Origin of the sequence: Romboutsia faecis (genome assembly GCF_014323405.1) — a bacterium.
GTDB lineage: Bacteria > Bacillota > Clostridia > Peptostreptococcales > Peptostreptococcaceae > Romboutsia_E > Romboutsia_E faecis.
The window spans coordinates 131931-158830 of record NZ_JACRWE010000003.1 but is presented as its reverse complement, the minus strand read 5'-3'; the positions used below and the strand labels follow the sequence as shown (position 1 = coordinate 158830).

29 protein-coding genes and 1 tRNA gene are annotated in these 26900 nt (G+C 28.0%); 9 read left to right on the top strand and 21 right to left on the bottom strand.

The window, feature by feature from the left end:
• Nucleotides 1-94 precede the first annotated feature (94 nt).
• Nucleotides 95-271, bottom strand: coding sequence for a hypothetical protein (locus tag H8923_RS07270; protein WP_153926070.1), 177 nt, complete (start codon nucleotides 269-271; stop codon nucleotides 95-97).
• A 713-nt stretch (nucleotides 272-984) separates the two neighbouring features.
• Here H8923_RS07270 and H8923_RS07265 point away from each other — a divergent pair.
• Entirely contained in the window at nucleotides 985-1692 is a 708-nt protein-coding gene (locus H8923_RS07265) for a YoaK family protein (RefSeq protein ID WP_243139915.1), read from the top strand.
• A 46-nt stretch (nucleotides 1693-1738) separates the two neighbouring features.
• Here H8923_RS07265 and H8923_RS07260 read toward each other — a convergent pair whose 3' ends face one another.
• From H8923_RS07260 to H8923_RS07235, 6 genes are all read right to left on the bottom strand, one after another.
• On the bottom strand, nucleotides 1739-3478 hold the full coding sequence (locus H8923_RS07260) for an ABC-F family ATP-binding cassette domain-containing protein (RefSeq protein ID WP_153926068.1): 1740 nt from the start codon (nucleotides 3476-3478) through the stop codon (nucleotides 1739-1741).
• 80 nt (nucleotides 3479-3558) lie between these two features.
• Nucleotides 3559-3741, bottom strand: a complete 183-nt coding sequence (locus H8923_RS07255) for a hypothetical protein (RefSeq protein ID WP_153926066.1) — start codon at nucleotides 3739-3741, stop codon at nucleotides 3559-3561.
• A 145-nt stretch (nucleotides 3742-3886) separates the two neighbouring features.
• The gene (locus H8923_RS07250; RefSeq protein WP_153926064.1) at nucleotides 3887-5155 is read right to left on the bottom strand and encodes a VanZ family protein; all 1269 of its coding nucleotides are present in this window, start codon (nucleotides 5153-5155) and stop codon (nucleotides 3887-3889) included.
• A 37-nt stretch (nucleotides 5156-5192) separates the two neighbouring features.
• Nucleotides 5193-6347, bottom strand: a complete 1155-nt coding sequence (locus H8923_RS07245; protein ID WP_153926062.1) for a M56 family metallopeptidase — start codon at nucleotides 6345-6347, stop codon at nucleotides 5193-5195.
• 4 nt (nucleotides 6348-6351) lie between these two features.
• Complete coding sequence (locus H8923_RS07240; protein ID WP_153926060.1) at nucleotides 6352-6717, bottom strand: BlaI/MecI/CopY family transcriptional regulator; 366 nt, start codon at nucleotides 6715-6717, stop codon at nucleotides 6352-6354.
• A 164-nt stretch (nucleotides 6718-6881) separates the two neighbouring features.
• A complete protein-coding gene (locus H8923_RS07235) occupies nucleotides 6882-7142 on the bottom strand; it encodes a Mor transcription activator family protein (protein ID WP_153926058.1) in 261 nt (86 codons plus the stop codon).
• Nucleotides 7143-7264: 122 nt separating this feature from the next.
• Between H8923_RS07235 and H8923_RS07230 the strand changes: the two genes are divergently transcribed.
• Nucleotides 7265-7927 carry an N-acetylmuramoyl-L-alanine amidase gene (locus tag H8923_RS07230; protein WP_153926056.1) on the top strand — a complete coding sequence of 221 codons (663 nt, stop codon included), beginning with the start codon at nucleotides 7265-7267 and terminating at the stop codon, nucleotides 7925-7927.
• A gap of 169 nt (nucleotides 7928-8096) precedes the next feature.
• Here H8923_RS07230 and H8923_RS07225 read toward each other — a convergent pair whose 3' ends face one another.
• The 3 genes from H8923_RS07225 to H8923_RS07215 form a co-directional block, all read right to left on the bottom strand.
• Complete coding sequence (locus H8923_RS07225; RefSeq protein ID WP_153926054.1) at nucleotides 8097-8543, bottom strand: GNAT family N-acetyltransferase; 447 nt, start codon at nucleotides 8541-8543, stop codon at nucleotides 8097-8099.
• A 104-nt stretch (nucleotides 8544-8647) separates the two neighbouring features.
• The gene (locus H8923_RS07220) at nucleotides 8648-8920 is read right to left on the bottom strand and encodes a CD3324 family protein (protein ID WP_153926052.1); all 273 of its coding nucleotides are present in this window, start codon (nucleotides 8918-8920) and stop codon (nucleotides 8648-8650) included.
• Between the two features lie 264 nt (nucleotides 8921-9184).
• The gene (locus H8923_RS07215; RefSeq protein WP_153926050.1) at nucleotides 9185-9640 is read right to left on the bottom strand and encodes a hypothetical protein; all 456 of its coding nucleotides are present in this window, start codon (nucleotides 9638-9640) and stop codon (nucleotides 9185-9187) included.
• A gap of 183 nt (nucleotides 9641-9823) precedes the next feature.
• Here H8923_RS07215 and H8923_RS07210 point away from each other — a divergent pair, with 183 nt between their 5' ends.
• From H8923_RS07210 to H8923_RS07190, 5 genes are all read left to right on the top strand, one after another.
• Nucleotides 9824-10042 carry a DUF1659 domain-containing protein gene (locus tag H8923_RS07210; RefSeq protein ID WP_153926048.1) on the top strand — a complete coding sequence of 73 codons (219 nt, stop codon included), beginning with the start codon at nucleotides 9824-9826 and terminating at the stop codon, nucleotides 10040-10042.
• Nucleotides 10043-10078: 36 nt separating this feature from the next.
• On the top strand, nucleotides 10079-10309 hold the full coding sequence (locus tag H8923_RS07205; protein ID WP_243139914.1) for a DUF2922 domain-containing protein: 231 nt from the start codon (nucleotides 10079-10081) through the stop codon (nucleotides 10307-10309).
• Nucleotides 10310-10396: 87 nt separating this feature from the next.
• Nucleotides 10397-10543 carry a YvrJ family protein gene (locus H8923_RS07200; RefSeq protein ID WP_153971338.1) on the top strand — a complete coding sequence of 49 codons (147 nt, stop codon included), beginning with the start codon at nucleotides 10397-10399 and terminating at the stop codon, nucleotides 10541-10543.
• Nucleotides 10544-10779: 236 nt separating this feature from the next.
• Nucleotides 10780-10855: transfer RNA gene (locus H8923_RS07195), tRNA-Asn, on the top strand.
• A gap of 359 nt (nucleotides 10856-11214) precedes the next feature.
• Complete coding sequence (locus tag H8923_RS07190) at nucleotides 11215-11856, top strand: HAD family hydrolase (protein ID WP_153926046.1); 642 nt, start codon at nucleotides 11215-11217, stop codon at nucleotides 11854-11856.
• 248 nt (nucleotides 11857-12104) lie between these two features.
• Here H8923_RS07190 and H8923_RS07185 read toward each other — a convergent pair whose 3' ends face one another.
• From H8923_RS07185 to H8923_RS07175, 3 genes are read right to left on the bottom strand one after another with little or no spacing between them, the layout of a single operon-like run.
• Nucleotides 12105-12944: a creatininase family protein gene (locus H8923_RS07185; RefSeq protein ID WP_153926044.1), complete on the bottom strand. Its 840-nt coding sequence runs from the start codon at nucleotides 12942-12944 to the stop codon at nucleotides 12105-12107.
• 14 nt (nucleotides 12945-12958) lie between these two features.
• The gene (locus H8923_RS07180; protein WP_153926042.1) at nucleotides 12959-13828 is read right to left on the bottom strand and encodes an amidohydrolase family protein; all 870 of its coding nucleotides are present in this window, start codon (nucleotides 13826-13828) and stop codon (nucleotides 12959-12961) included.
• 3 nt (nucleotides 13829-13831) lie between these two features.
• Entirely contained in the window at nucleotides 13832-15232 is a 1401-nt protein-coding gene (locus tag H8923_RS07175; RefSeq protein ID WP_153926040.1) for an MFS transporter, read from the bottom strand.
• 182 nt (nucleotides 15233-15414) lie between these two features.
• Here H8923_RS07175 and H8923_RS07170 point away from each other — a divergent pair, with 182 nt between their 5' ends.
• Nucleotides 15415-16395 carry a helix-turn-helix domain-containing protein gene (locus H8923_RS07170; protein WP_153926037.1) on the top strand — a complete coding sequence of 327 codons (981 nt, stop codon included), beginning with the start codon at nucleotides 15415-15417 and terminating at the stop codon, nucleotides 16393-16395.
• Between the two features lie 265 nt (nucleotides 16396-16660).
• Here the strand turns inward: H8923_RS07170 and H8923_RS07165 are convergent, their stop codons facing one another.
• From H8923_RS07165 to H8923_RS07130, 8 genes are all read right to left on the bottom strand, one after another.
• On the bottom strand, nucleotides 16661-17101 hold the full coding sequence (locus H8923_RS07165) for a YhcH/YjgK/YiaL family protein (protein ID WP_153926035.1): 441 nt from the start codon (nucleotides 17099-17101) through the stop codon (nucleotides 16661-16663).
• Between the two features lie 18 nt (nucleotides 17102-17119).
• A complete protein-coding gene (locus tag H8923_RS07160; protein WP_153926033.1) occupies nucleotides 17120-18280 on the bottom strand; it encodes a sialidase family protein in 1161 nt (386 codons plus the stop codon).
• A gap of 32 nt (nucleotides 18281-18312) precedes the next feature.
• Nucleotides 18313-19596 (bottom strand): TRAP transporter large permease subunit, encoded by a 1284-nt coding sequence (locus tag H8923_RS07155; protein WP_153926031.1) that lies wholly within the window; start codon nucleotides 19594-19596, stop codon nucleotides 18313-18315.
• Nucleotides 19597-19620: 24 nt separating this feature from the next.
• A complete protein-coding gene (locus tag H8923_RS07150) occupies nucleotides 19621-20121 on the bottom strand; it encodes a TRAP transporter small permease (protein ID WP_153926029.1) in 501 nt (166 codons plus the stop codon).
• A gap of 141 nt (nucleotides 20122-20262) precedes the next feature.
• Entirely contained in the window at nucleotides 20263-21318 is a 1056-nt protein-coding gene (gene pdxA / locus H8923_RS07145) for a 4-hydroxythreonine-4-phosphate dehydrogenase PdxA (protein WP_330596637.1), read from the bottom strand.
• Nucleotides 21319-21343: 25 nt separating this feature from the next.
• Nucleotides 21344-22246, bottom strand: coding sequence for a 4-hydroxy-tetrahydrodipicolinate synthase (gene dapA / locus H8923_RS07140; RefSeq protein WP_153926027.1), 903 nt, complete (start codon nucleotides 22244-22246; stop codon nucleotides 21344-21346).
• A 13-nt stretch (nucleotides 22247-22259) separates the two neighbouring features.
• Entirely contained in the window at nucleotides 22260-23402 is a 1143-nt protein-coding gene (locus tag H8923_RS07135) for an iron-containing alcohol dehydrogenase (protein WP_153926025.1), read from the bottom strand.
• Nucleotides 23399-24673, bottom strand: coding sequence for a four-carbon acid sugar kinase family protein (locus H8923_RS07130; protein ID WP_153926023.1), 1275 nt, complete (start codon nucleotides 24671-24673; stop codon nucleotides 23399-23401). Before H8923_RS07130 ends, H8923_RS07135 begins: the two co-directional genes overlap by 4 nt.
• A 198-nt stretch (nucleotides 24674-24871) precedes the next feature.
• Here H8923_RS07130 and H8923_RS07125 point away from each other — a divergent pair, with 198 nt between their 5' ends.
• Nucleotides 24872-26656 (top strand): sigma-54-dependent transcriptional regulator, encoded by a 1785-nt coding sequence (locus H8923_RS07125; RefSeq protein ID WP_153926021.1) that lies wholly within the window; start codon nucleotides 24872-24874, stop codon nucleotides 26654-26656.
• Nucleotides 26657-26900 lie beyond the last annotated feature (244 nt).

Genomic DNA, 26900 nt, shown 5'->3' with positions numbered 1-26900 from the left:
TTCATCTGATTATCTTCATATATGACTGTAGCATGTCCATTGTTTATGAAACTTTTTAACTCATATTCTGAATCTAATATTTTTGGATTATCATTTATTTTTTTATATAATTATCTATACTTTCAAGCTTTTTATTTACTTTCTTTAATAAAGATGTTTTTATTATGTTAATAACTATACTACCATTTAAATATTCTCCTGATTCAATGTATCCTCTAGATTTCTCTATATCCATAAGAATTTTTTCACAATCATTATATAAATTCTCCATTATAACTCTCCTATCTTAAATTTATTAATACACCAACTATGCCTTCTCCTGTATAAATCATATAATCTAATTTATTGTATAAACCCCTTGTATCTGTAATGCATTATGGTGTTTCATAATAGCATAACTTTAAATATGCTTATATTACTTTTTCAAATTATTAATATATTAGTATGTATTGTTATCTTACTAATTGATTTTACTTTTTTCAATAAATTTTTCAAAATAGGACATTAAGCATGCAAAACTGGACATATTTAATTTAAAACACAAAGCCTGATATATATAACAATAAATCTATATACTAAAAAAGAACCTCTTAATTAAGGTTCTAATACATAAAATATTGCTTATATTACAATACCATTCAGATACTTGTAAAGTAATCAAAGAACGATTAGCTTATACTTAATAATATAAAAATAAGGTAGTAAGCCTTAGCCTACCACCTGTGGTTAAATGAATAATGAAAAAATTTATATATACTTAATTTATTTCCAATAAATAAGATTTTATACTACTTGTTCTAAGGCTTGAACATACTTTAAATTATAAATCCCTATAGTATCAACAATAACACCCTCAGATAGATCATCTATGGCTATTTCTTTTAACATAAAAATACGTTTACTACCTCTTTTATAACTAATGATAAGTTTTAACAGTATAAATAAATATAATTTTTCACAATATAATAAAAAAGGTGAAACTACATGAATATTAAACAATCAAATAAAAAAATACCTATGAAATCATTCCCTCCTTGGGAAAGACCTTTATTTTTAATAATAATGACCTTTGTTGGAGGATATATGAATGCATATACCTACATAACAAGAAATAAAATTTTAGCTAATATGCATACTGCTAATATGTCTAAATTAGGAATTAACATTGCACTTGGAGAATTTAGATATGCACTACACTTTTTTGCTCAAATTATATCTTGTATGCTCGGAGTTGTTTTTAGTAATTGGATAAGGCATATAGTTACTAAGAATAAATACAACAAAGATTGGAGAATAGTTGCTTTATTATTAGAATCCATTGGATTATTTTGTATTGGTTTAATTCCTTTATCTACTCCAGATTATTTAGTTACAAATTTAGTTTCTTTTTTTATGGGATATCAACTATACTTATTTAGAAAATGCCTTGATATTTCACATAATACAACTATCTGTACTGGAAATATTAGAACTGTTGGAGAGTTATTATTTGATGCATTAGAAAAAAGAAGTTTAGATTCTATAAAAAAACTACTAATATTTGTATTTCTTACATTTTCATTTGCACTTGGTACTATTCCAGGAACTTTAATCTCTTTATCTATAAGTACTAAAGCTGTTTGGGTTTGTAGTTTTATCTTATTAGGACAAGCACTTTGGATGAATAAATATAATCTTAAATATGAAAAATAAATATCAAAAAAGATGCTGGTAATTATACCAACATCTTTTTTATATATTAAAGTGACTTAATAAGCGCTTCTAATTCTTGCGATAAAATTTTGGCACGTTCAAAATCAGTATCCATTAAAGCTAATGCTATTTGTGTTTCAACTGATTTTTTCTTTTGTTCAATTTCTAAATAGTCTTTATCAAAATGTTTAGCATAAATCATTTTTCTGAATTTTTTCATGCTAACTTTTCTAATTGTCTTATCTTCTATCATTAAAACATAGTCCATACAGTTAACTATAAAATGATAATCATGAGAAATCATTAAAATTGCACCATTATAATTTTGTATGGCTTTTTCTAGTGCTATTTGTGAGTAAGTATCTAAATGACTTGTTGGTTCATCAAGAAGCAACATATTTGCCTTACTAGCTGAAACTTTAGCCAATTGTAGTATATTCTTTTCTCCACCAGATAAAGATTCTATCTTTTGTTCAATACGATCTTCTCCAAATCCATAATTTGAAAGATATCTTCTAATCTCTCTATAAGTTTCAAACCCAGCATCGTAAAACTCTTGAAGTATAGTATTAGACTCATTTAGTATTTCATCTTGCATCTGAGATAAATAAGCAACTTCAATATCATTATTTATTTTGATACAATCATTATTATTTTTAAATATTTCTCTTAATAAAGTTGTTTTTCCAACACCATTTATACCAATAAGAGCTACTTTATCAGTAGATTTAATCTCAAAGTTAACATTTTCTAAAAGTACTTCATCAAATGCTACACTAAAGTCTTCAACTTTTAAGGCAATAGTTTCTTCTATTTCATTATTATTAGCTAAATTGATATTAGGTTGTTTAATATCTACAAACGGAGCTTTTATTCTACGAGCTTCCAATCTTTCTTGTATTTTAACTCTAGCTTTTAGAGCTCTACCATTAGATGCTTCTGCATTATAAGTTGCTCTCTCTCTTAACTTTTCTATTCGTATCTCATTTCTTGCTATCTCTTCATCATCAGCAATAGCTAGTTCTTGTAATTCAATTTTAGTTTGAAGTAATGAGAAATTATAATCAATATATCTTCCATCAAATTCTTGAATCTCCATGTTTTCAAGATGTATAATTTTATTAAAACAATGATTAAGTAAATATCTATTGTGCGTAATAACTAACATTGTTTTTTTATGAGAATTAATTAGATTTTTAAGAGAATTAAGGTTCTCAAAATCTAAAAATACATCTGGTTCATCCATAATCATTAAATCTGGATTATTAAGCATTTCCTTAATTACTTGAATCAGTTTAAATTCTCCACCACTAAGTTCAGATATCATTCTATCTTTATGCTTATTTAAGTTTGCAAGATTTAATTTTTTATTAATATTACTTTCAAAATCATCCCCATCAATTGCATCAAATGCGTCTAAAGCTTCTTGATACTTTTCTAGTAAAGTCTCAATATCCGAAGATGTTTCCATTTGTGTACAAATATTTGCTATTTCATTTTGTAATTTAATGAATTCTTCAGCTATATATTCGAAAACTGTAATTTCTTTTGTTTTGTCTAATTGTGAAAACTGGCTTACATATCCAATTTTGCAATTTGGATCTATTTCTAACTTACCATCGAACATATATCTTTCTGGATCCATAATTATATCTATAAGTGTACTTTTCCCATTACCGCTGGCTCCTATAAAAGCAGCGTGTTGACCTTCTTCTAATGTAAATGAAACCTTATTATACAGGTCTTTTTGTGGAAATGAGTAGGACAAGTTATCAACATTTATCATATTATTACCTCTCTTTATCATTAAAAAAGAGCCTATAGAAATAAGCTCTTCAATATATACAATCGCAAATTTGCAATTGATTATATATAGTAACGACATTCTTTTTTAGATTTACTGTTGATAGGATAACACTTTTTACGACAAATTTCAATTGATTTATTTTCTAAATAAAATTTTACTCTATCTAATTCATGATCTACTGCTATTTCTAAACTTTTTCTATTCTTATATCTAGCTAATTCCTTATTTTCCTCTAATTCCATTATCTTATTATATTTATTTAATCTCTTATTATTTTCACTAGCATATCTATTGACAATGCTTTTTTGTTTATTTTTATATTTTTCATGATCAACTAAATATTCTTCACAAAGCTACAGTTATTAAATGTAATACTTATAAATATAATTATTCAACTATCCTAGTTACTTCAATATCCTCAGCAATAAAGATGTCTCCCTTTTTAATTCCTTTCAAAAGTACAGTATCTTTAACTTCTATATCTTCTTTTGTACATGCTTTTCTTTCAACAATATCCCCATTGGGTTTTGATAAATTCAAAATAAATTTAGCATCATCACTAAACTCCACATTTATCAAATTAGCATTATCATCTTTTCCTACTACAGCAACTGAGCTACCATCTTCAAACTCTTGAACAGTTATTAAATTTATAACTATCCCCTTATTATTTATTCCTTCAACATCTCCATGTATTTCTTTTTTTTCATTAGCTTCAATTGTCATAACTTCACCTGAGGTATCAATCTTTTTAGATAATTCTATTGTATCTACAACATCCTTATTATCTTCATCATACCATATTTTTAAAATAGAATATGATTCATACTTTGCAAACTCCTCTTTACTTAATTCTTTATAATTAATGGAAGACTCCTTTTTTGATTCCTCTATTTCTGTATAATAGAATTTGGTTTCATCATTTATTTCTACACTTACCTTTTCTAAAAACTCTATATCACTTGAGTTTTCAGCTACAATACCTTTATACATATGTATTTTTTCATCCTTCATATTTAAATAGGTACCAATTATATCAGGATCTCTTTGTGGTATATTTTCTTGTCCTATAGTTGTAACTTCTTGGATAGTTAATCCCAGTAAATTTCCAAATTGCTCTCTTGCAATTATAAATGCAGCCATACATGAGATAGCGCTTAATACTATGGTTACTTGATTTAACTTTTTCTCATCACTAATAAGTTTTTTTATACCTATGTACACTAAATAACCACTTATTCCACCTAAGGTATTTAATATTAAATCATCAATATCTAAGCTTCCTAAGTATCCAAAGTATTGGCTAACTTCAAAGAACATACTTAAAGCTAAAGCTGCTATAGTTACATTTTTTAAGCTTCTAAATTTTTTAGAAAACAAAGCTAATAAATATCCTAAAGGCATAAATATGCATATATTTCCAAATATATTAGAAAAAGCCCATAGTAAACTATTATTTTTTACCCCAATATTCAAAAAATCTAATATTGTTTTAAATGGCATTAGATTGGCACTTCTAAAAGTCATTCTTATATCACCTTTTATAATATTTGCTAAGGGTTCATATTTAAATAATACTATTTTAAATAGAACTATTAAGTATATTATAAAAATTGTATATAATATATATCTTCCTTTATTATTTTTATTTTCCATAAATAAACCATGCTCCCTTTTATACTATATTTCCTTACTATTTATCTGCTTTTACAAAAGATTTATTTATTGAAAAAGCTTCACTATCTCCTACAAGAATAGTAGGAGAGTTATCTTCATTTCTTACAATTCTTACTTGCTTTTTTTCTTCTTCTGTCAGTCTAGTCGTAATATTATTTACAAACTCGTCTTCTATTGATTTAAAGTCTGTTGATACTACACTTTCACTAGCATATGCTGTATTTTGATTAGTCATTGTATTAATTGAAAATATTGAAATCACTGCTATCATGACTATAAATATAGATATACTAGTTCCTTTTTTATATCTACTATAATCTAATATTCCTTCTACTCTACTTTTAATTAGATTTATCTCATAATTATTAAATTGAGATGAGCAAAATGTACCTTTAAGTGTATTTTTATATCTTAACGAACTTACCAATACTAAAGCATAATTTTTTGCTTCCTCTACACTGAATTTCTCAACTACTTTCTCATCACAAGAAAGCTCACATTGCTCTTTAAAGTATTTATTTAGTATTTTTACTAATGGGTTAAACCAGTGAATAGCACTAGCAATTATTAATAATAATTTTAATAAATTATCTTTTCTTTTAAAATGAATCAGCTCATGTCTAAGTATCCACTTTAGCTCTTCCTGGTTATAATCTTTATTAGGTATTATTATTTTATTGTTTATAAAACCTATTAAAGCTGGAGATGAAAGCCCATTTACCTTAAATATATCGATATTTCTTTTAACCTTTAAATTTTTCTTTTCTTTTTCTAAAATCTTAATTATATTCTCATCCTCAACTTTATATTTTATATTTTTCATTTTTTTATAAAACATAATTTGCTTATATATACTGTTTGTAATTACGCATACTGTACCTATTATCCAAATGTAGAATATTAGATTGAAAAAATCGTCTATGTTACCGTTATTTTCAGATATGTAAGCTATGCTTCTTAAAGTATTATTTCTTTTATTTAAAACTTCAAAAGGTAAATATACTTCTATACTAGATATAAAAATCATTCTTAAGGTTATTAAAACACAAATCATATAATTTAGTTTAAAAGTATATTTACTTAAAATTTTGTTCTTTAGTAAAGCAATCAATATAATTGGTATACTTATATATATACTTGTTTTAAATACATCCATCATTATATATCTCACACTATCACCTACTTTTTATCCACTCTTCTAAAGCTTTAATGTCCTCCTCTGAAATGTCCTTAGAATCATCTAGTGCTGATACTATACTAGATAAGGAATTATTGTGCATAAAACTAAAGAATTCCTTAGTTTCAAACTTTAGATACTCTTCACCATCAACTAATGTAGAATAAAAAGTTTGTCTTCCTTCTTTTTCCGATTTTAAAAACTCTTTTTCAACTAATCTTATAAGGGTTTTTGATGTAGTTCCCTTTGACCAATCATAGTTATCACTCATAAACTTTGTAATATCTACTGATGCTACTCTTGTCTTTTTTTGCTCCCATATAAATTTCATAACTTGAAGTTCTGTCCTAGGAATCTTTTTCAATTTTAACACCTTCCTTTTTTACGGCATTTGCCTACTTTGTAATTTAAGTATATTACGGCATTTGTCTACTGTCAATTATAAATTAGTATTTTCACAAATAATTCATATTTAGAATAAAAAAGCACTACATCCTATAAAGAGTAGTGCTCATTTCTTAATATAAGTTATTCTAATTTTAAATTAATAATATTCCTAACCTGAACCTCACTAATACCAAACTTTCTAGAAATAGATCTATAATCTCCCTTAAACTCTTTTCTAATCATCTTATTCCTATAAGACTTAACTAGACTACTCTCATTAGGAATATATAAATTACTACCACCAACAAGCCTCACCAAATCTTTAAAAGCATCAATACCTATAGTATCAACAATATCCATAACTCCCTCAGGTAGATCATCTCTAGTCATTTCTTCTAACATAAAATACCTCCCCCTATCATCTTAAATAAATTGTAGCACTTAAACATTTTTTCTAAAATTCTTTAAAATACCTATTTTAAGTAAATTTGATAAACTAACAAAAAGTATAGGAGGTAAAATATATGAAATGGTACTTAGACTTTGGACATGGAGGAAAAGACCCAGGAGCACTAGGACAAAATAAAACTAAAGAAAGTGATACAGTTCTGAAAATAGGGCTTCAAGTAAAAAATACCCTAGAAAAATCTAATGAAAAAGTAATAACAACACGTCAAAATGATACCTACTACTCACTAGACTATAGAAGCACAAAAGCAAACAAAGAAAACTGCGACTACTTTATAAGCATTCATATGAACTCATCAACAAACAAAACTGCAAAAGGATGCGAAGTGTGGGTATACGATAAAAGCAGCAAACTATACAACCTGGCTAATAAATTATCTACTAATATATCAAGTAAAATAAATACACCTAATCGTGGAGTGAAAATATCAAAAGAATTTTCCGTACTTAGAAAAACTATAATGCCTGCTCTGCTAATAGAAATAGACTTTATATCAAACATCACAGTTGAAAACAACCTAACATCATCTAGATATATAAAAGACATAGCAGATACAATATCATCTACTTTACTATCATTTGTAAATAAATCAATAAGTAGTGATAATGTTTTTTATAGAGTTTGTATAGGAGCTTTCAATGATAAAAACAATGCTATAAAACTACAGAGTGAAGCAATCGCTAAAGGATTCAACGATACCTATATAGTAGTAAAGTAAAATTTTATTATATACTAGATAATTATATTATTAATAATAAAAATAAAGTATAAATAGGTTTCCTTGAAAATAAAAAAACTGTTCATAAAAAGGTCAATTCATTTTTATGAACAGTTTTTATTGAATTATCAATTCTTTTACATATTTAATTATTATATGATTCGTATTATTATTTTAATTTCATATGAAGTATAGGGAATGGGTTCCCTTGCTCATCAAACTCAGATCTTTTAAAAACTTCAAATCCCATATGTTTATAAAATCCTACCGCTTGTGGATTTTGCTCATTTACATCTACATAATTTACATGTAGTGCTTCCATTACATATTCTACAAGTCTTTTTCCAACTCCATTTCCTCTACTATCATTACTTACAAATAACATTTCAATTTTAAAATCATGTATTCCTATAAAAGCTTTTATAATACCATTATTGTCTCTTACACATAAAAGATTACTAACATATTTAGCACCTTCTTTGACCTGAGGTTTTATTGATATTATATCTTCTTCACTTAAAAAGTTATGAGTTGCTCTTACTGCTGACTCCCATGTATCTAGTATTTCTTCCATATCTTTATCGTTAATAATATTTAAATTTTCAATTTTTATCATCTTAATAACTCCTCCTAAGTAAGTATTTCCATTAATATTATATTTTAAAAATGATTTAAAAAGTTTACTAAGAACATTTCTGTACTAACTATAAACAATTAAATTTATTTATTTTTATACGTATATAATATTCTCCTAATACTACTTTCAGATAAAAAGTAATCTTTTGCCAATTGTTTAATAGATGTTCCTTGTGAGAACTTAATATATATTTCAAAGTTTCTAGAGTTAAGTTCAGCTTTTATTCCACTAACCTCACCCCAAGATTTTTTGCTGTTATCTTTTTTTGGAATGTATATATAATCACCATCGATATATTTTTGAACTAAATCTAAAACATCTTTAGGCAATATATTTTGTGCTTTTTTATATTTCATAGATACTTCTCCTATTATTATTAGAGCAAATATTTAATCAAAAACTGCACAAAACATTTATTTTATCGCTCCTTACAAACTATGCTTTGATATCATTGCAGTTTTTGCTTGGAGCTAAATTAATTAATCTAATTTTGCAAAACATTATAACACCAACTTTCTTGTTTAATTAAATAATTATATCATAATTTAAATTCTAAGACGAATTGTCCATTAAAACAGATGTTTTCGTAAACACTTTTATGAACAGTTTTTATCGCTTTTTTATTTTTTCAATAATAAAGTATAATCTTCATCATCATTATCAATTTCAAAAATAGATTTATCTTTACTTATTTTAGAATTTTTAATAGGTTCAAAATCAAAATCTGAACGATTTATTTCTATGTATGTAATAATTTTTTTAGAATTTACAAATGCAATTATATTAATTCCATCATTATATTCCATATTAAGTTTACTATTATATCCCTTAACACCATCTTTTTTTAATATTTCTTTACTATCTGTATACGGTGTAAATAAATAAATTTCATCCCATTCAAAGTTAGTAACTTTAGAAAAATCTATTTTTTTAGAACTCTGAACTACTTTAATTACCTCATTCTTTAATTCAATATCTTCTTTAATTTTGTGTGAATTATAATACTCCCACCATATGTATCCAATTAATATTGTTACAGCTAATACTAAAATCATAACTATACTCTTCTTTTTCATATGTCTTATCTCCCTATGAATTAATAATTTCTAATGATTTTAACCTTTACTATATTATATACTTAATTCAAATCTTTTTCTAAAGTACTTTAATATAGTCTAAAAAATAAACCTTCTATACTTATATCAAGAAAGTAATAAATAAACTACTTTCAAAACAAACTTTATAAGGAGGTAATTCATATGGCTGTTTCAGAAATTAAAAATCCATCAAGTTTAAAAATAAAACTAAACTTAGGTTTGGTAGATGGAAAAGCAAAGACAAGAAGTAAATCTTATTCTTATTTAAAACATGATGCAGATCTTCAAGATGTATATGATGTTGGACAATCTTTAATGGGACTTCAAAAACATGATGTAACTGACATCATAAAAATAGACAACACAACGCTTAATGCATAGTCTATTGTTTTTAATTTAAGAAAGGGGGAATTTTAAATGGAAACTTCTATGAATTTAATAATGACATTTTTAAATCAAAGTAATTCAAGAATGTCTTTAACTGTACAAGACCCTAGAGAAGATATAACTGAAGCTGAAATAAAAGAAGCTATGGAATTGGTTGTATCTAAAAACATATTCTCACCAAATGGATTAGATTTAGTATCTGCAGTAGATGCAAAAGTTATTGTTACAGAAACAACTCCATTTGACTTAGTTATCGGATAAAATAACATATAACTAATAAAGACTATGCTTCAAAACTTATCTTTTAAGCATAGTCTTTTTAAATATCATTGAAAGGTTGTGTTTATGATGGATTCTGAAATTCAAACTCTGATAGCTTCTGTTGGATTTCCTATAGCTCTTAGCATGTATTTACTTGTTAGGATAGAAAGTAAGCTTCAGGCTCTATCTGATAGTATTAATGAATTATCTAAAAATATAATAAGTATAAAATAGGAGGGTGCTAAATGCCCCCTTATTTCATATCCTATTTTAGTTCTTCCGACCCCAAGTGCCATATTATTTCTTACCTCAATTATATATGTTAATTCTTATATCTTTATTAAAAGTTATATGTAAATTTGTTTTATAATATATAAATAATAAAAAAACAATGAATACAATTAAATAAACTGGTTAAAATAATAACTGTAACGGATAGGTGAATAATTTCTAACAAATCCGAAATATATGGGAATATGGCTCAGTAGGTAGAGCAATTGACTGTTAATCAATGGGTCACAGGTTCGAGCCCTGTTATTCCCGCCAGTTTAAAACTCTTAGTTTAGACTAAGAGTTTTTTTCATTTGGTATGTTTTAATAACAATTGTGAACTTTAATTAGCATCCTCAAGTGAAACATAAAAAGAATTCTGTCCTTCTCTCCTCTAATTCTCTCAATTAACACACTATCAACTTTCATCAATATATTTTCAAAATATAAAAACTATAATAAAAGGTTTAAAAAATAATGAACTATACTTTAAATTAATAAAACTATTTTGTAATTGGAAAATAATTGGATATTGTGTATAATATAATCAATTTCGCATTTGTTATATAATGTGAAATAGTGATACATTTGATACAGTATAGAATAAAAGGGAATTTTTGGGGGTACATAAGTATATGATAAAAGCAGTAATATTTGATTTAGATGGTTTATTAATCGATAGTGAAATAATCTCATATAAAATCTATAAAGAGATATTGCACCAATTTGGGCATGATTTTTCTATTGAAGAATATGCCCAAAACTTTAGTGGAAAAACAGAAGTCAAGAATGTTACAAATTTAATAGATACATATAGTTTACCATGGACTATTGAGATAGGATTAAACAATGTGTCGAAAATCGAAAGTAAATTCATTGCTCAAGGAGTTGCTCTAAAAACTGGAGCCAAAGAATTATTAGCATATTTAAAAGATAAGTGTTTTAAAATCGCAATTGCTTCTTCAAGTACAGAAGATAGGGCATTAACTATATTAAAACAACACAATATCATTGAATACTTTGATGAGTTTGTATTTGCTCATGAAGTAAAAAAAGGAAAGCCTAACCCAGATATTTTTCTAAAAGCATGTGACAAACTCTCAGAAAAGCCAGAAGAATGCTTAATTTTAGAAGATAGTGAAGCAGGAATACAATCAGCATATTCAGCAAATATTCCTGTAATATGTATTCCTGATATGAAAGTGCCAAATCAGTACTATTTGAATATGACAAAAGCAGTATTACATTCATTGGAAGAAGTTATTAATCATTTGTAAAAATATAGTAAAAAATGGATAAATTTCAATTTATTGAGTAGATTTAATGAATAGTATTAATATATTACGAACTAAATATATCAAATTATATAAATAGCCACACTTTAGTCTTAAATATATTGGAGATACTAAAGTGTGGCTATTTTTGTTCTATAATTATCACAAAGTAAGCTAACACAGCCTAAGTGTAAAATAAAAAATGCCTAAAAATCTCTACTACAGAAATTTCTAGGCATTCTTATCATACATTAAAATCTATTTTTATTAAAATTAGATGGTACCCAAGGACATTTCTCTTCTACTTCCTTGTTATACTCCTCAAGTTTTCTCATTTGCTCTACAACATGAGTTAAGTTCATTCTTTCTACCATTTGTTCAATAAGCTCTGCACCTTCATTAGCTAATCTATTTCTAGTTTCTTCATCTGGTACAGCAGTTGTACTCATATGATCTCCTTTTTCTTTGAAATAATATCCTATAGAGCCACTTTGATATGCCATTCCAAATATATCATCAAACTCTTTACAAGATTGTGGATTTGTATGTTCATATTTTGTTGTAAGTGGAACATCATCAAGTCTATTCATAATTTTATAAGCACCAACACTAATAGCATGGAAACTATTCATAGACTTAAATAAGTCTTGAGCATTTTTCATTACATGCATTGTCATATCCATATATAATATAGGAACTCCTGTTTCATCCATAAAATCTCTTATCATTGGACTACATGTCATGTGAGCTGGTCCATGGAAACTTATGTAAATTTGACGTTTAAATCCTAATCTTAATAAGTTTCTTGCTATTGCTCCAAGATAATCTATTCCTTCTCTAACACTTACTTGAACTGTTCCTCTTCCACTTGCAGTAGCTCCTGCATAAAAATATGGAAGACCAGTTAATACTAAACCATCACAAGCCTCCGCCATTTTTACTGCATAAGCTTCACTAATAGTAGTTTCACAATCTAGTGGAAATCCTCCATGAAGTTCCACAGTTCCAACTGGAACTATAATAATATCATTTCTTGATAGATACTCTTCAACTTCATCATTAAGCATCTTTGGTAATATTCTTGTACGCATTTTTATCCCCCTATTTATAAGTTAAATAATTTAACTGCATTTTTATTACAAATATTCTCATAAGTTTCTTTATCTAAAGAACCTTCTTCATATTTTTCATCAAGCCACTTTCCAAGTGGAAATTCCATTTCATTATTAACCATATCAGTTCCAAATAATAATCTATCACTGAATTTTTCTAAAAAGTCTAATCCAAATTCTTCATCACGCATAATAGCACAACCACCACTATTTGCAGACAAATCACCATATAAATTAGGATATTTTTCAAATAAATATGGTAGTCTACCTCCTAAAGTAACTTTACCACTTCCCCATTTCATTCTTTCTTCTAAAGAGTTACCAGCATCTTTACTTATCTCATGCCAGAATGGTTGACTATGACCAATAAATTTTAACTTTGGGTACTTATTTAAAGCTTCTTCTAACATAAAAAGACCGCTATCATCTACAATACCATATTGATATCCTTCTTTTGGACTCATATGAAATAAAATAGGTAAATCTAATTTTTCTGCAGCTTCAAATACTTTTTGTATAAAGGTATCATTTAATTTACGATTAATCATAAATTCTCCAATACCCACTGCACCTTGTTCTTTGTATAAACTTAATCTTTCATATATATTATCTTCATCATTATAATCCAAATTACACATCCAAACATATTTATCTTTAAATACTTCACAAATTTGTCTACATTCATCATTATAACCAATTGGCATCATCGAATTATTGCTTTCTCCAGCTGACATTAAAATCCCTTTTTCAATATTTAATTTATCTAAGTGAGGTATCATATTTTCTGCACTTGAAATAAACATACTATCAGTTTTAGGATATTGATTTAAAGTTAAATGAAGGTGGATATCTATTTTTTTCATATTTTATAAATTCCCCACTTCTTTAATATTTTGCTCTCTTTTTTCTTTTAATGCATCATACATCTCTTCTGTTTTACTTTTATTAAGATTGAATATAAGTCCAATTCCTATTATTTGTAATACACAAGTTATAACTGGAAGTAATGTTACAAGAGTATATATCCCATTTACAGCCTCTGCAGTTTGTACTACACCGCTTCCTGATACATATCCAATAGCACCTAATCCAAATGATACAAATGCAGAAGCAATAGTTGAGCCTATTTTTCTACTAAATGTATATAAAGAGTACATTGAACCATCACTACGTTCATTAAATTTCCATTCACTATAATCAAGACAGTCTGTAACTAATGCCCAAATTAACATAGTAAATGCAGTTTGACCAATCATAGCTATTAAGTATAAAGCTGAGTATACATATACATTCTTTATCTCAACCACAAATGGTATAACACTAAATACAGTACTAAATAAAATTCCTGCCATTAAAGTTGCCTTTTTACCATACTTTTCAACAAGCTTTGGAACAAGCGGGAAACAAATTAACATAATTGGTACTGATGCAAAACTAAGTAAAGTCATTATAGAAGTATTTTGATAATACTCTTTAAATATATAACTTCTTATTTGGCTAGAACCAGTTATATAAAGCATACTACCAATAGTCGCTATCATAACTCCTATTAATGGTCTATTTTTTACAACTGCTTTTAAAACATTTCCATAATTAAACTTCTCATTATTTTCTTTCTTTTCAACACGAACACGTTCTTCTGTATTTTTTAATAAAAGAGAATAACTAATAATACTTAAAATACCAAATATAATTCCTAATAACGTAAACCTCTCTGGGATAATATTGCTATTTGCATCAAAACATATAACTGGTACAAAAGATAAAGCCCCTATACCAACAAGTGTACCACCTATACTTCTTGCTCTTGATAATTTACTTCTATCAATTGGATCTGTACTAACAACGTTTGCCATAGCTCCAAAAGGCATTGAAGTTCCTGTATAACTCATTCCATATAATACATATACAAATGCTACCCAAGCATGTAATGCAACTCCAGTAAATGGAACATTAGTAAAACATAATACTCCTGATAATGCTAGTGGCACCATAAATATTTTAATCCATGGTTTAAACTTATCTCCTGATTTTCCAATCATCCATCTATCTGGAAAAGATCCCATAATTGGGTCATTGATAGCGTCCCATAATCTAGCTGCTAAGAATAATGTCCCCATCCATGCACTACTAATTCCTAATACATACGTACAGAATATTAAAAAGTATGCATCTACAAATAAATTTACAAAACTCCCTGCCATGTCTCCAAATACATACCCAATTTCATCCTTTTTTCCAAAAGGACGTACACTTTTGTTTACCATATATATCTTCCCCCTAAATAATTTAATGATTTTGTAAAACGTTTACAAAATTATGATAACTTATTTGATTTGCAATTTAAATTGCATAAATTACAAAAAACATTGCAAATATTACATAAAATTATTATCATTATTAATAATTAGTGATTTAAATTTTATTAATTTGACAGGAGAAATTATATATGAAACTTTCTGAAATTGAAGAGCTAATAAAGTTAAACAAAATAAATATAATATATGATATTAAAACTATTAATGAAATAGTAAATCAAAAAAGAACAGATTTTTTAGGCATACTTACAGATGATGGAAGCTACATTGGATATAAAGATATAGAAATGAATAGTTCATTTATTGATGCACATGATATGATTGATTCTGAAAAAGATACTGTAACTTTACATAACCATGGATTTTATGAAATAATCTTTTGTAAATCAGGAAATATTCAATATTTAATAGAAGACAAACGATACAATATTCAAAAGGGAAATATAATCATTATTCCACCTGGAGCTTCTCATCGTCCACTGCTACGTGAAGCATCAAAAGAAACTTATCATCGTACAGTAATATGGATTAATTCAAATTTTTATAATCAGTGTAGTAAAATGCTTAAATTAACTGAAAAAGTTGAACATGATCCCATTTCAAATGGTCACTATGTTCTTCAAACATCTGGCACACTTTACTTACAAGTAGAACAAATAATCGAACTTTTACTTAAAGAAAAAACTCATCCAAATCCATCTAGTGAGTTTTACTGCTATAGCTTATTTGTTCAGTTATACTGTTTATTTTATAGAGCTCATTGCTACAATAATGTATCTTATTCTAAACCCGAAAAAACTATATTGCTAGATGAGATATTACACTATATATCAAGTAATTTATCACAAAAAATAACTATTAAATCTATTGCTGATCACTTTCATATAAGTGAATCTAGTGTTAATCAATTATTTAAAAAGAATTTTGATACTAGTGTATATAAGTTAATAACACAAAAAAGACTTACAACATCTAAAAAACTAATTATGGAGAATGTGCCTTTAAAAGAAATTCCACATCAATGTGGTTTTTCAGATTACTCTGTATTCTATAAAGCATTTATTAAAGAATATAAAATATCACCGAAAGAATTTAAAAATTATAATATATAAAAAATGACCTATTAATAGGTCACCTTAGATGAAATCTAACAGTTGTCAGTTTTTTCTAAACTCTTCGAAGTGATTTTCTAGTATTTAATTTATAATTTTATCAATTTTGTATTTCCTCTCCATATTAATATTATACGTGAATTTTCCACAGTTTTAAAAGTATTCTAATCTCCTTGTAATTAAAAATACTGGAATGAATTTTTCATTCCAGTATAAAGTCCAACAATAGGTCCTCAGTACATCATATATGTCTTTTTTAATAAAACTATACTAGTAATTTCATTACTATCTTAGTATAATTTAATCTTTGTTTTATATGTGATACCGGCTTATGTCCATCGTGAGGAAATGCTATATAAAACATCCCCTTTGATATAAGTATATTATGGCTTTTATCTCCATCAAGTCTTTCCACGTCTTTTACAGAATCATATATATTTACAGTCTTAAGTTCAGAAATATCAGCCCAAGCAATTTCTTCACTACCTTCTACTACAATTTGAATATCTACATACTTACGATGTGCTTCAAATGTACCTTCGTCCATAGGTTTAGTATCTCCTTTTTGAATCATGAAATATCCACCTTCAAAAGTATACTTTCCTTCTTCTAAAATCTTTATTTCCTTTATAGCTTTTATACCTGCTTCTAAATTATTCACCATTGGCTTATAAAACAAGATATTATCTATTTTATCTACTATCATGTATTTATCTACTTTCTATTATTTAGTTTCTCCAGATGTTGGATTGTATAGCCCAACAGTTTCTCTCTTAGCTCCCATTACATCAGCTTCTGAAAATCTCATATATTTTACACCTATTCTATTTTTATAAGCAAAGGCTAAATGTAAGTCTCCATCTTTACCTTGCATTAAGTAAGGATATTCATATTGTTTATTATTAGTAGTATTTTCATCTCCTATAAACCCTTCACCACGTTCCATAAGACGAATCATTGGCCATGTTTTTCCACCATCTTCTGATAATGCTACTGCTACTGGACATCTAAGACCTGGCCATGCTGCAATTCCTTGTGTTGGAACTGGCGTACATGTTGGATTATATGCTATTGCAATACGTCCGCTTTCTAATTTTAGTGCACTTATACTTGAATTGTTATTTGGTAAAACTGTTGGTACTGGCTCTGACCAAGTATCTCCAAAGTCAAAAGATTCACTTATATAAACATTATCTGCAAATCTACTTCTCATTAATGCTATAAGATGTCCATTTTCAAGTTCTACAATATTTGCATGAACACGACCATTACTATTAGGCATCTCTACAGTTTTCCAAGTCTTTCCTTCATCATCTGAAATTTGGAATACAGTAGGATCTCCTGTTAATCCTAATTTAGAATCTGTGCATACCCAGTTTCCAAATATCCATCTTCCATTTTCTAATACTTGTATTGGCTGTCTACAAAAGCTTCCTTCTCTAGAGAAAAGTGCTTCTGCTTTTGACCATGTATATCCATTATCAAAACTTTTTTGACAACGTATTATAGAAGTAAACTGCATATTGTCCTTACCTTCCATACGATCCATTTGTGCTGTATATACTAACCATATAGCTTTATCTGGTCCAATAAATAATGATGGATTTTGCTCACTACGTTCAGAATCATTAGATACCTTTATTGGTTCTTCCCAAGATGTACTCCCACTATTTAATCTTGCACAAACTATACTTATATCCTTACTTCCTTCAAATGATCCTGCAAACCATGCACATAACATATCTCCATTTTCAAGTTCTAATAAAGCTGGTGCATGTGCTGTATTATATACACCTGGCGGTATCATAGCTTCTACTGTACCCATATCATCATTTATATACAGCTCTCCGTCTGGTGTTAATCCTTGTAAATGTTTTAGCTTCATAATTTTATCTCCCCTTGTTTTTATTAGTTAATTTATTTTAATACCCATGTTGATAATTGAGGTAAAAACATGTAAATTCCTATAATTGCTGTCATTAATCCCCAAATAGGTAATACTTTTTTGGCTATTTTAAATGGCTCAACTCCTGAAATCGGTGCCATTATATAAAGACTTACTCCAAATGGTGGTGTTAAAGAACCTATAGCTACTATACCAGCCATTCCTGCTCCGTATACCATTGGATCTATTCCAAATGATGCTGCTATTGGAGCAACTATTGGAACAATTATTGCAATTGGATTCATAAACATCATTCCAATAGACATTATAACTATACTAGCAAATATAAATGCATTTGGAGAAGATAATACACTTGTTATTCCATTTCCTATTATTTCTCCTCCTTGGAATATATCCATTAATTTGCCAAATGCAACTGCAAATGCAAGCATCATAGCAACAGATGCAACACTTTTTACAGATCCTACAAAAGCACCCCAAAGACCTTTTAAATCTAATGATTTATAGATAACTAATGATACAAAACATGCATAAACAACTGATACTGCTGCTGCTTCAACTACTGATAAAGTTTCTGTAAATATACCACCTAATATTATTACTGGTGATAAAACAGCCCATATACTTTTACTAAATACATCTTTAAATCCTCTAGCTTTAAGTTTCTTATAAGATTCTTGTATTTTTACTTGATCTCCTGTATCTTTTCTACAGTGAATTAGTGTAAGTATTATTAATGCTGCTGCACATGTAAGACCTATAACAGCTCCTACTCTAAACATTTGACCTTCATCAGTTCCTGCCATTGCACAGTATTGGAGAATAGCTGAACTTGGAGGTATAAGCTGTCCAAGTGAACCCGCTGCTGCAAGCATAGCAGCAAAGAATGCTGTGTTATAACCAAAATCAATTAAAATTGGAAGAACCATTGCTCCAACTGCTGCAACAACAGCCATACCAGAACCAGATATCATTCCATAGAATATAGCAGTCAATACTGCAACTATTGGTATGCAAGATTTAAATTTACCTAAGAAATACTGGAAAATTTCAAATATCTTTTCTGTTAGCTTACCTTCTGACATTATATTCCCAGATACAACGAATAAGGCTATTGCTACATATGTTGACTTTCCAGCTGCACCAAGTAGCCAAGATACTATATCTTGCATCCCATAAAGTGATCCACCAGTAGCAAGTGCAGGTAGTATAAATGCTGCTGAATATGCTAATACCATAGAGAAACCTAATAGTATTAATGTAGAAAAAAATGAACCAAAGATTAATGAAATCATTATATATTCCCCCTTAATTTATAACTATTCTGCAACTAGTTCTTCAACTGGTTGTATACTATTTTTACTCTTAGTTTCTATTATTATATTTTGTATATTACGTATAAGATTAAGCCCAAATCCAAATATAGGTGCAGTATATATAATCCAAAGTGGAATACCTGTAACCCCTACTTCTCCACCTGATTTTGTCGCAATTACAACTAATACAGAACCATATAAGAATAGTATAGATACTACTGAATCCACTATGTATTGTATTATTTTTAAATAATTTTGTATTTTTTTACTATATCTCATAGTTAATACATCAACTATTATATTTTCACCCTTTTTAGTACAATAACTAGCACATAAGAAGCATACAAAAGTGTAAGCAAATACAGCTAATTCTTCAGGAAGTCCCCCTAGAGAAGGTACTAATAATCTACAAACTACATTTAAAGTTTCCATAACAACCATTATAATAATTCCAACTGCAATAACGTTTTCTTCAAATTTATAAAAAAAACTATTCTCTTTCATGATTTATCTCCTCTTCCACTTTATTAATTTATATTAACATAACTCTTCCCATTAAAGTAGATATAGCTAAAACTTATATCTACCTTAATTAAGAAGAAGGATGAACAAAATCAAATCAAAACTTATTGTATATTTCTTATACTAATTACATACTTCAACGACTTTTTTATTCTGAGCCATAGGTATCGCATATTCAATAGCATTTATAAGGCTTAGTTCATTAGCTATTCCTTTTCCAGCTTGATCAAATGCAGTTCCGTGATCAACAGATGTACGAATTATAGGTAATCCTAAAGTAATATTTACACCTGCAACTGCATCCCATTTTTGCTCCTCATGATTATATACAAATCCAACAACTTTAAGCGGAATATGACCTTGGTCATGGTACATAGTTACTACAATATCATACCATCCACCTTTTGCCTTTGAAAATACTGTATCAGGAGGAACTGGTCCTTCAACAATAATACCTTCTTCACTAGCTATATTGATTGCAGGTATAATTTCATCAATTTCTTCTCTACCAAACATTCCATTTTCTCCACTATGTGGATTTAATCCAGCTACTCCAATCTTAGGCTCTTTTATTCCAAGTTCTTTACAAGCTTGATTTGCAATTCTTATAACTTCTAATACTCTATCTTTTTTGACTCTATCACAAGCTTCTCTTAAAGATACATGTGTTGATACATGAACAACTCTAAGATTTTCATGAGCAAGCATCATCGTGTACTTTTCAGTATTTGTAAACTCAGCATAAATTTCTGTATGACCAGAATAATGATAACCTGCAAGATTTATAGCCTCTTTATTAATAGCGTTAGTTACTGTTGCATCTATTTTATTTTCCATAGCTAATTCAATTACTTTTTTTACATATTGGAATGCAGCATTACCAGACATAATTGATACTTCTCCACGTTTTAATTCATTTATATCTACTAGCTTCATATCATAAACATCTATAGTACCTGGCGTAAATAAAGCTTCATCAACACTATTTATTCCATGTATTTTTATATCATTTTCTCTTCCTACTATCTTTACGGCCTCTTCCATTACAGATACATCTCCAACTACAATTGGTTGACATTTATCGTAAATAGTTTTATCAGCTAAAGTTTTTACTGTTATCTCAGGTCCAATACTAGCTGGATCACCCATTGTTATACCAATAATCATTTTTTTATCCATCTTAAGCTCTCCTTACAGTTTCTAACTATTTCATTCCCTTATTTTTATTTTCTTCTAAAACTGTTTTTAATTCTTCAATTCCTGCTTGTGGTATATAATTAAATGGTGCACGGCATTTTCCAACTGGATGTCCTAACATATCTACTGCTGCTTTTACAATTGTATTTGGATTTCCATGTTTGAAGCATCCTCTAAATGATCTTATGCTATCTTGTGCTTGTCTTGCTTTTTCAATATTTCCAGCTTTAAAGTTTTCATAAATTGATACCATTACTTCTGGATATACATTTGCACAACCTGCTATTCCTCCAGAGCCTCCAGCCATTAAGTTCCATAATATAAGTGAGTCATTTCCTGATAAAACAACGAAGTCTTCTCTATCTCTTGTAACTTCTATATATTGAAGCATATTATCAAAGTTTCCTGAACTATCTTTTACTCCAACTATATTTTTTATTTTACTTAATCTTTTTACTGTTGCTGGAGAAATAGCATTTCCAGTTCTTGCTGGTATGTTATATAAAACTATTGGCATATCTACAGCTTCTGCTACTGCTTTAAAATGTTGATATAATTCTTCTTGAGATGCTGCTGCAAAAGAAGGTGTTATTATAGATAAAACATCTGCACCTAACTCTTGTGCTTTTTTAGATAAACGAATAGTATCTTTTGTACTTATACATCCTGTTCCTGCATAAACTGGAACTCTTTTATTTGTCTCTTCTATTACTATAGCAAGAACTCTTTCTTTTTCTTCTTCGCTTAATATGTATGCTTCACCATTAGTACCGAATGGAAATATACCATGAGCTCCTGCTTCAATTTGACGGTTTACTTGGTTTCTTAATTCTTGTTCATTTATACTTTCATCTTCATTCATTGGTGTTACTATTGGTGGTATTATACCTCTTAATTCTAAGTTTCTCATTTTTATGTCCCCCTTACATTATTTCTAAATATAATGCTCTTGCATCTTCTTTAGTTACTTCTCTCATATTATTTACTAAAAGACGTTGTACGTTCATCCCTGATTCAACTAGAACATCTAAGTCTTTATTATCTACTCCATACTCTTTTAAACTTGTTGGTATTTCTAATTTTTCAACTATATTACCTAATTTTTCTATCATCCATGCTGATTTAGCTTCCTCAGTAGTTTCTCTACCATTTTTAACAACTCTATCATAAGCTTTAGCTAATAATGGTCTACAAACTGGTTCATTAAACTTCATAACCGGAACTAGCATCATTGCATTTGAAACACCATGAGGTATATGATATTTTCCTCCAAGTGGATATGATAATGCATGTACTGCAGTTGTTCCTGATGCTGTTATAGCAACTCCTGCATAAAATGCTGCAAGCATCATATTATTTTTAGCTTCCATTGCATCTGGATTTAAGCATGCTTTTTCTATATTATTAATTATTAATTCAAGTGATTCTAATGCAAACATATCACTAAAAGGTGTAGCTTTCTTTGACGTAAAACATTCTATAGCATGAGCTAGAGCATCAACGCCTGTTGCAGCTGCTATTTTAAATGGTAAATTCTTTATCATTATTGCATCCAATATTACATAATCAGGTATCATTGCTTCATTAACAATTCCAACCTTTAATTCTTTTTCTGGTACCGCAACTATACTATTTGGAGTAGCTTCTGAACCAGTACCTGCTGTTGTTGGTATCATTAATGTTTTTATTGATTTTACACCTATTTGAGGATTATCAAGTAAGTCTCTTACTCCATAATCATCAGTTATTGCTATAGATGCAAGTTTTGCTATATCCATTACACTTCCTCCACCTACTGCAATTATAAAATCAGCATTAGAAGTTTTAAATTCGTCTATTACCTTTTGTGCTTCATCACAAGTAGGTTCAGCTGGTAGTTCATTAAATATAACTACTTCTACTCCTTCTAACTGATTTATTACATTATCTAAAAGTCCAGCACCTTGTATTCCTTTATCAGTAAATAATGCTATTTTCTTTGAATTTTTAACTATTGTTTTAATATTTTCTAATGAATTCTCCCCACTATATATTGCTTGTGGTATTTTTAAACTATATTTTATCATCCTACATTTATCTCCTTACTTTTCAATAAATCAATAAGTGTTTTGATTAAGTTTTCTTCCCCAAAACCACCAGATTTAGATATTACATGATATATTTTTTCACCATATTCCATTTGTGTAAGAACACAGCCTTTTGTTAATTCACATATTGGAGTCAATTCATTTACCCCAACTTTTTCCATAAACCCTAATAATGTGTCTCCACCTGTTACAAGGAATGTAGCATTTACATTCTTATCTATAATTTTCTTTAATAAATAACCCATTGTCTGAGATATATTTACACGAATTTCTTCTACTGATACTCCATTTAAGTTGGCATACTCAAAAGTTTCATTATCACTATCTTTATCATTGCTATCTAAAATGCAACAATCACTCTCTTGAATGCTATACTTTATTTTTTTCAACTTATTTAAACCTTCTTCAGTTTCCCAATATTTTTCTTTGATTTTTTGCTCAGGGCTTAAATGAATTCTTTTAAACCCATACTTTTCTCCATAATCTAATTGTCTTTTAGTAATAGGATTTACACTTCCACATACTACTAGTAATTTTTCACTAAGTTTAACTTTACTTTGTATATTCCCTGATAAGCCTAGTATTCTAGGTAGCACTTCTGCAAATCCTGCACATCCAGCCATTATATTACACATATTGTCTTTTAATATTTGACTTCCAATATTTTGTAAATCTTCTTCTGATTGTGCATCATATATTAAAATTCCTTTGCTTTTTTTTGCTAATACTTTATTAGCTACTGGTATTTCTATTGTCTCAATACTACTTTGATCTTTAATAATCTCTTTTACTGAACTATACTTTACTGGTTCAAACGGATCCTGTCCAAAAACGCTTTTATCTACTGGGATATTATCAATATAATGAACACCATTTTTAGTTATTCTATTCATTTTAGGAAAAGCAGGTATAAATGGTAGTGACTTTTCATTTGACGCTTTAAGCATTGCACTTAGCTCACTTCCGATATTTCCACGTAAAGCTGAATCAGTTTTTTTGTATAAAAATTTAATATTTTCTTCTTTTGATTTCTTTACTATATCATAAATAATTTTATATGCCTTTTCTTTAGAAAGATGTCTTGTTTCGGCATCTATAACTAATACATCTGTATCATTATCTTCGTCATCAATTAACTTTTCACAAGGATTGTAAACAAGTACCCTTGTTTTAATTCCTTCAGAAGCAAATTGTACACCAGTATCTAGTGCTCCAGTAAAGTCATCTGCGATAATTAGTAACTTTATCATATCCTCCTCCTATTAATGTTTAATTAAAACGTTTTTCTGAAGAACTTATATCTAAAGTTTACCTTTAGTAATTACTTGTTTCAACATCACTTAAATATAAATGTGTTTAAATTTGAAACAATTTACATTTTTGTATAAATTATCTATAATTATTTTATATACTGTTTCAAATTTAAACATATAGAAAGGTGAGTTACTATGAATAAAAGAAAAATCAATATACTTGGTATTGCTCCATATAGCGGTATGGAAAATATAATGTCAAAACTTGCTGAAGGTAGAAATGATTTAAACTTGACAACATTTGTAGGAGATATAAGTTCTGGTACTGATACTTTATCTGAGCATCTAATGGAAAATTATGATGTTGTTATATCAAGAGGTGGTACAGCTGAGTTATTAAAAAACCTTACTAAAACACCTGTTATTGAGATATCAATATCCGTTTACGATATACTACGAACTATTAAACTTGCAGAAAACTATGCTCAAAATTATGCAATCGTAGGATTCTCTTCAATAACATCTACTGCACATACTTTATGTGACTTACTACAGTATAAAGTTGATATTATAACTATAGATAGGACTGAGGAAATTTCAAATATTTTAAGTATACTAAAAAGCAAAAACTGTAATGTTATTATCTGCGACACTATTACGAGCATAATTGCAAAAGATATGGGACTTAATCCAATTCTTATAACATCTGGCCCTGAAAGTATTCAATCTGCATTTGACCAAGCAATAAAAGTTTATAATGATTATGCTTCTCTTGAGGAAAAAAATTATGTTTTAACAAAAACATTAGAAATGCAAACTGCCAATACTATAATCCTTGATGATAATAAATCTGTTTATTTTTCTAACTGTGTATTAGATAATAACAAATCTATAATAAACTATTTAAAAAGTATATTACCAGATTCACAAAGTGGTTCTTTTGAAAAATCTTTTCATCTAATTGAAAATACTTTATATTCTATATCTCTTAATAAAATAAGATTAGATAAGCAAAATTTATTTATTTTTTCCATTGAGCCTAATCCAGTCTTAAATAGAAGCAGTAAGCATGGTATACGATTTACAGACTGTAATGAAACGAAAGATAAATATTATAATAGTTTTTATAATCTTACACTAGCATCATTATCAATGAATACACAAATTGAACAAATTAATCTTACATCTTTACCTGTTATTATACTTGGAGAAAAAGGCACTGGAAAGGATATGGTTGCTTCGAAGCTATATTTTGAAAGTAGTGCTAATAAAAATCCATTTATTATAATTAATTGTGAGTTGCTAAATGATAAATCTTGGGATTTCTTAATACATAATTATAATTCTCCATTTTGTGATAATCGCAATACTATTTTTATAAGTAATATACAAGCATTATCACAACTACAACGAAAACAATTACTTACTCTTATTATTGATACAAATTTACATAAGCGTAATCGTATTATACTTTCTTGTTCTCAGACATTAAAAAATAATGATTGTGATCCAGCACGTGATTTTATTGAGTACTTATCATGTATAACACTATATCTACCACCACTACGTGATTTAAAAGAAGATTTGCTTTCATCATCTAGTTTGTATCTTAATGCTTTAAATTTAAATTTATCTAAACAAGTTATTGGGTTTGAGCCAGATGCTATACCTCTTTTAAGTTCTTATTATTGGCCACAAAACTTTATTCAGTTAAAAAGAGTTTTAATGGAACTTGTTATGTTAACAAATACACCATATATAAGTACTGAGTCTGTAGAAAGTATTTTAGCTAAGGAATCTCAACAATTTCCAGTACAAAATTCTAATCAACCTTCAATAAACTTTAATTATGATAAACCTTTAAGTGATATAATTCAAGATGTTGTTCATGTTGTTTTATCTCAGTGTAATCAAAACCAAAGTCAGGCTGCAAAAAAACTTGGTATAAGTCGTACGACTCTTTGGAGATATTTGAAATAATAAAGAAGGCAGGTTTTAATACCCGCCTTCTTTATTTTTCAAATCTTTTTCTTTATAGTACTTCTATAAATCTTCGTAACTTTTTAATACACGATTTTCTAAATTTTCTTCATAGATATCCTTGTGTAAAAATCCCAATAGCACAAAGACCGCTAGCCCACAACATAGGAGCTGCTATATAATAAAAAGCAAATTGAAGTAACTAAGAATCTGTTAAAATTCTCTGATTATTCTTATTCTGATA

Bases quoted from the DNA above. Each gene is read 5' to 3' on its own strand.
- H8923_RS07270 (WP_153926070.1), bottom strand. From the start codon at position 271: ATGGAGAATTTATATAATGATTGTGAAAAAATTCTTATGGATATAGAG.
- H8923_RS07265 (WP_243139915.1), top strand. From the start codon at position 985: ATGAATATTAAACAATCAAATAAAAAAATACCTATGAAATCATTCCCT.
- H8923_RS07260 (WP_153926068.1), bottom strand. From the start codon at position 3,478: ATGATAAATGTTGATAACTTGTCCTACTCATTTCCACAAAAAGACCTG.
- H8923_RS07255 (WP_153926066.1), bottom strand. From the start codon at position 3,741: ATGGAATTAGAGGAAAATAAGGAATTAGCTAGATATAAGAATAGAAAA.
- H8923_RS07250 (WP_153926064.1), bottom strand. From the start codon at position 5,155: ATGGAAAATAAAAATAATAAAGGAAGATATATATTATATACAATTTTT.
- H8923_RS07235 (WP_153926058.1), bottom strand. From the start codon at position 7,142: ATGTTAGAAGAAATGACTAGAGATGATCTACCTGAGGGAGTTATGGAT.
- H8923_RS07230 (WP_153926056.1), top strand. From the start codon at position 7,265: ATGAAATGGTACTTAGACTTTGGACATGGAGGAAAAGACCCAGGAGCA.
- H8923_RS07225 (WP_153926054.1), bottom strand. From the start codon at position 8,543: ATGATAAAAATTGAAAATTTAAATATTATTAACGATAAAGATATGGAA.
- H8923_RS07220 (WP_153926052.1), bottom strand. From the start codon at position 8,920: ATGAAATATAAAAAAGCACAAAATATATTGCCTAAAGATGTTTTAGAT.
- H8923_RS07215 (WP_153926050.1), bottom strand. From the start codon at position 9,640: ATGAAAAAGAAGAGTATAGTTATGATTTTAGTATTAGCTGTAACAATA.
- H8923_RS07210 (WP_153926048.1), top strand. From the start codon at position 9,824: ATGGCTGTTTCAGAAATTAAAAATCCATCAAGTTTAAAAATAAAACTA.
- H8923_RS07205 (WP_243139914.1), top strand. From the start codon at position 10,079: ATGGAAACTTCTATGAATTTAATAATGACATTTTTAAATCAAAGTAAT.
- H8923_RS07200 (WP_153971338.1), top strand. From the start codon at position 10,397: ATGGATTCTGAAATTCAAACTCTGATAGCTTCTGTTGGATTTCCTATA.
- H8923_RS07190 (WP_153926046.1), top strand. From the start codon at position 11,215: ATGATAAAAGCAGTAATATTTGATTTAGATGGTTTATTAATCGATAGT.
- H8923_RS07185 (WP_153926044.1), bottom strand. From the start codon at position 12,944: ATGCGTACAAGAATATTACCAAAGATGCTTAATGATGAAGTTGAAGAG.
- H8923_RS07180 (WP_153926042.1), bottom strand. From the start codon at position 13,828: ATGAAAAAAATAGATATCCACCTTCATTTAACTTTAAATCAATATCCT.
- H8923_RS07175 (WP_153926040.1), bottom strand. From the start codon at position 15,232: ATGGTAAACAAAAGTGTACGTCCTTTTGGAAAAAAGGATGAAATTGGG.
- H8923_RS07170 (WP_153926037.1), top strand. From the start codon at position 15,415: ATGAAACTTTCTGAAATTGAAGAGCTAATAAAGTTAAACAAAATAAAT.
- H8923_RS07165 (WP_153926035.1), bottom strand. From the start codon at position 17,101: ATGATAGTAGATAAAATAGATAATATCTTGTTTTATAAGCCAATGGTG.
- H8923_RS07160 (WP_153926033.1), bottom strand. From the start codon at position 18,280: ATGAAGCTAAAACATTTACAAGGATTAACACCAGACGGAGAGCTGTAT.
- H8923_RS07155 (WP_153926031.1), bottom strand. From the start codon at position 19,596: ATGATTTCATTAATCTTTGGTTCATTTTTTTCTACATTAATACTATTA.
- H8923_RS07150 (WP_153926029.1), bottom strand. From the start codon at position 20,121: ATGAAAGAGAATAGTTTTTTTTATAAATTTGAAGAAAACGTTATTGCA.
- pdxA (WP_330596637.1), bottom strand. From the start codon at position 21,318: ATGGATAAAAAAATGATTATTGGTATAACAATGGGTGATCCAGCTAGT.
- dapA (WP_153926027.1), bottom strand. From the start codon at position 22,246: ATGAGAAACTTAGAATTAAGAGGTATAATACCACCAATAGTAACACCA.
- H8923_RS07135 (WP_153926025.1), bottom strand. From the start codon at position 23,402: ATGATAAAATATAGTTTAAAAATACCACAAGCAATATATAGTGGGGAG.
- H8923_RS07130 (WP_153926023.1), bottom strand. From the start codon at position 24,673: ATGATAAAGTTACTAATTATCGCAGATGACTTTACTGGAGCACTAGAT.
- H8923_RS07125 (WP_153926021.1), top strand. From the start codon at position 24,872: ATGAATAAAAGAAAAATCAATATACTTGGTATTGCTCCATATAGCGGT.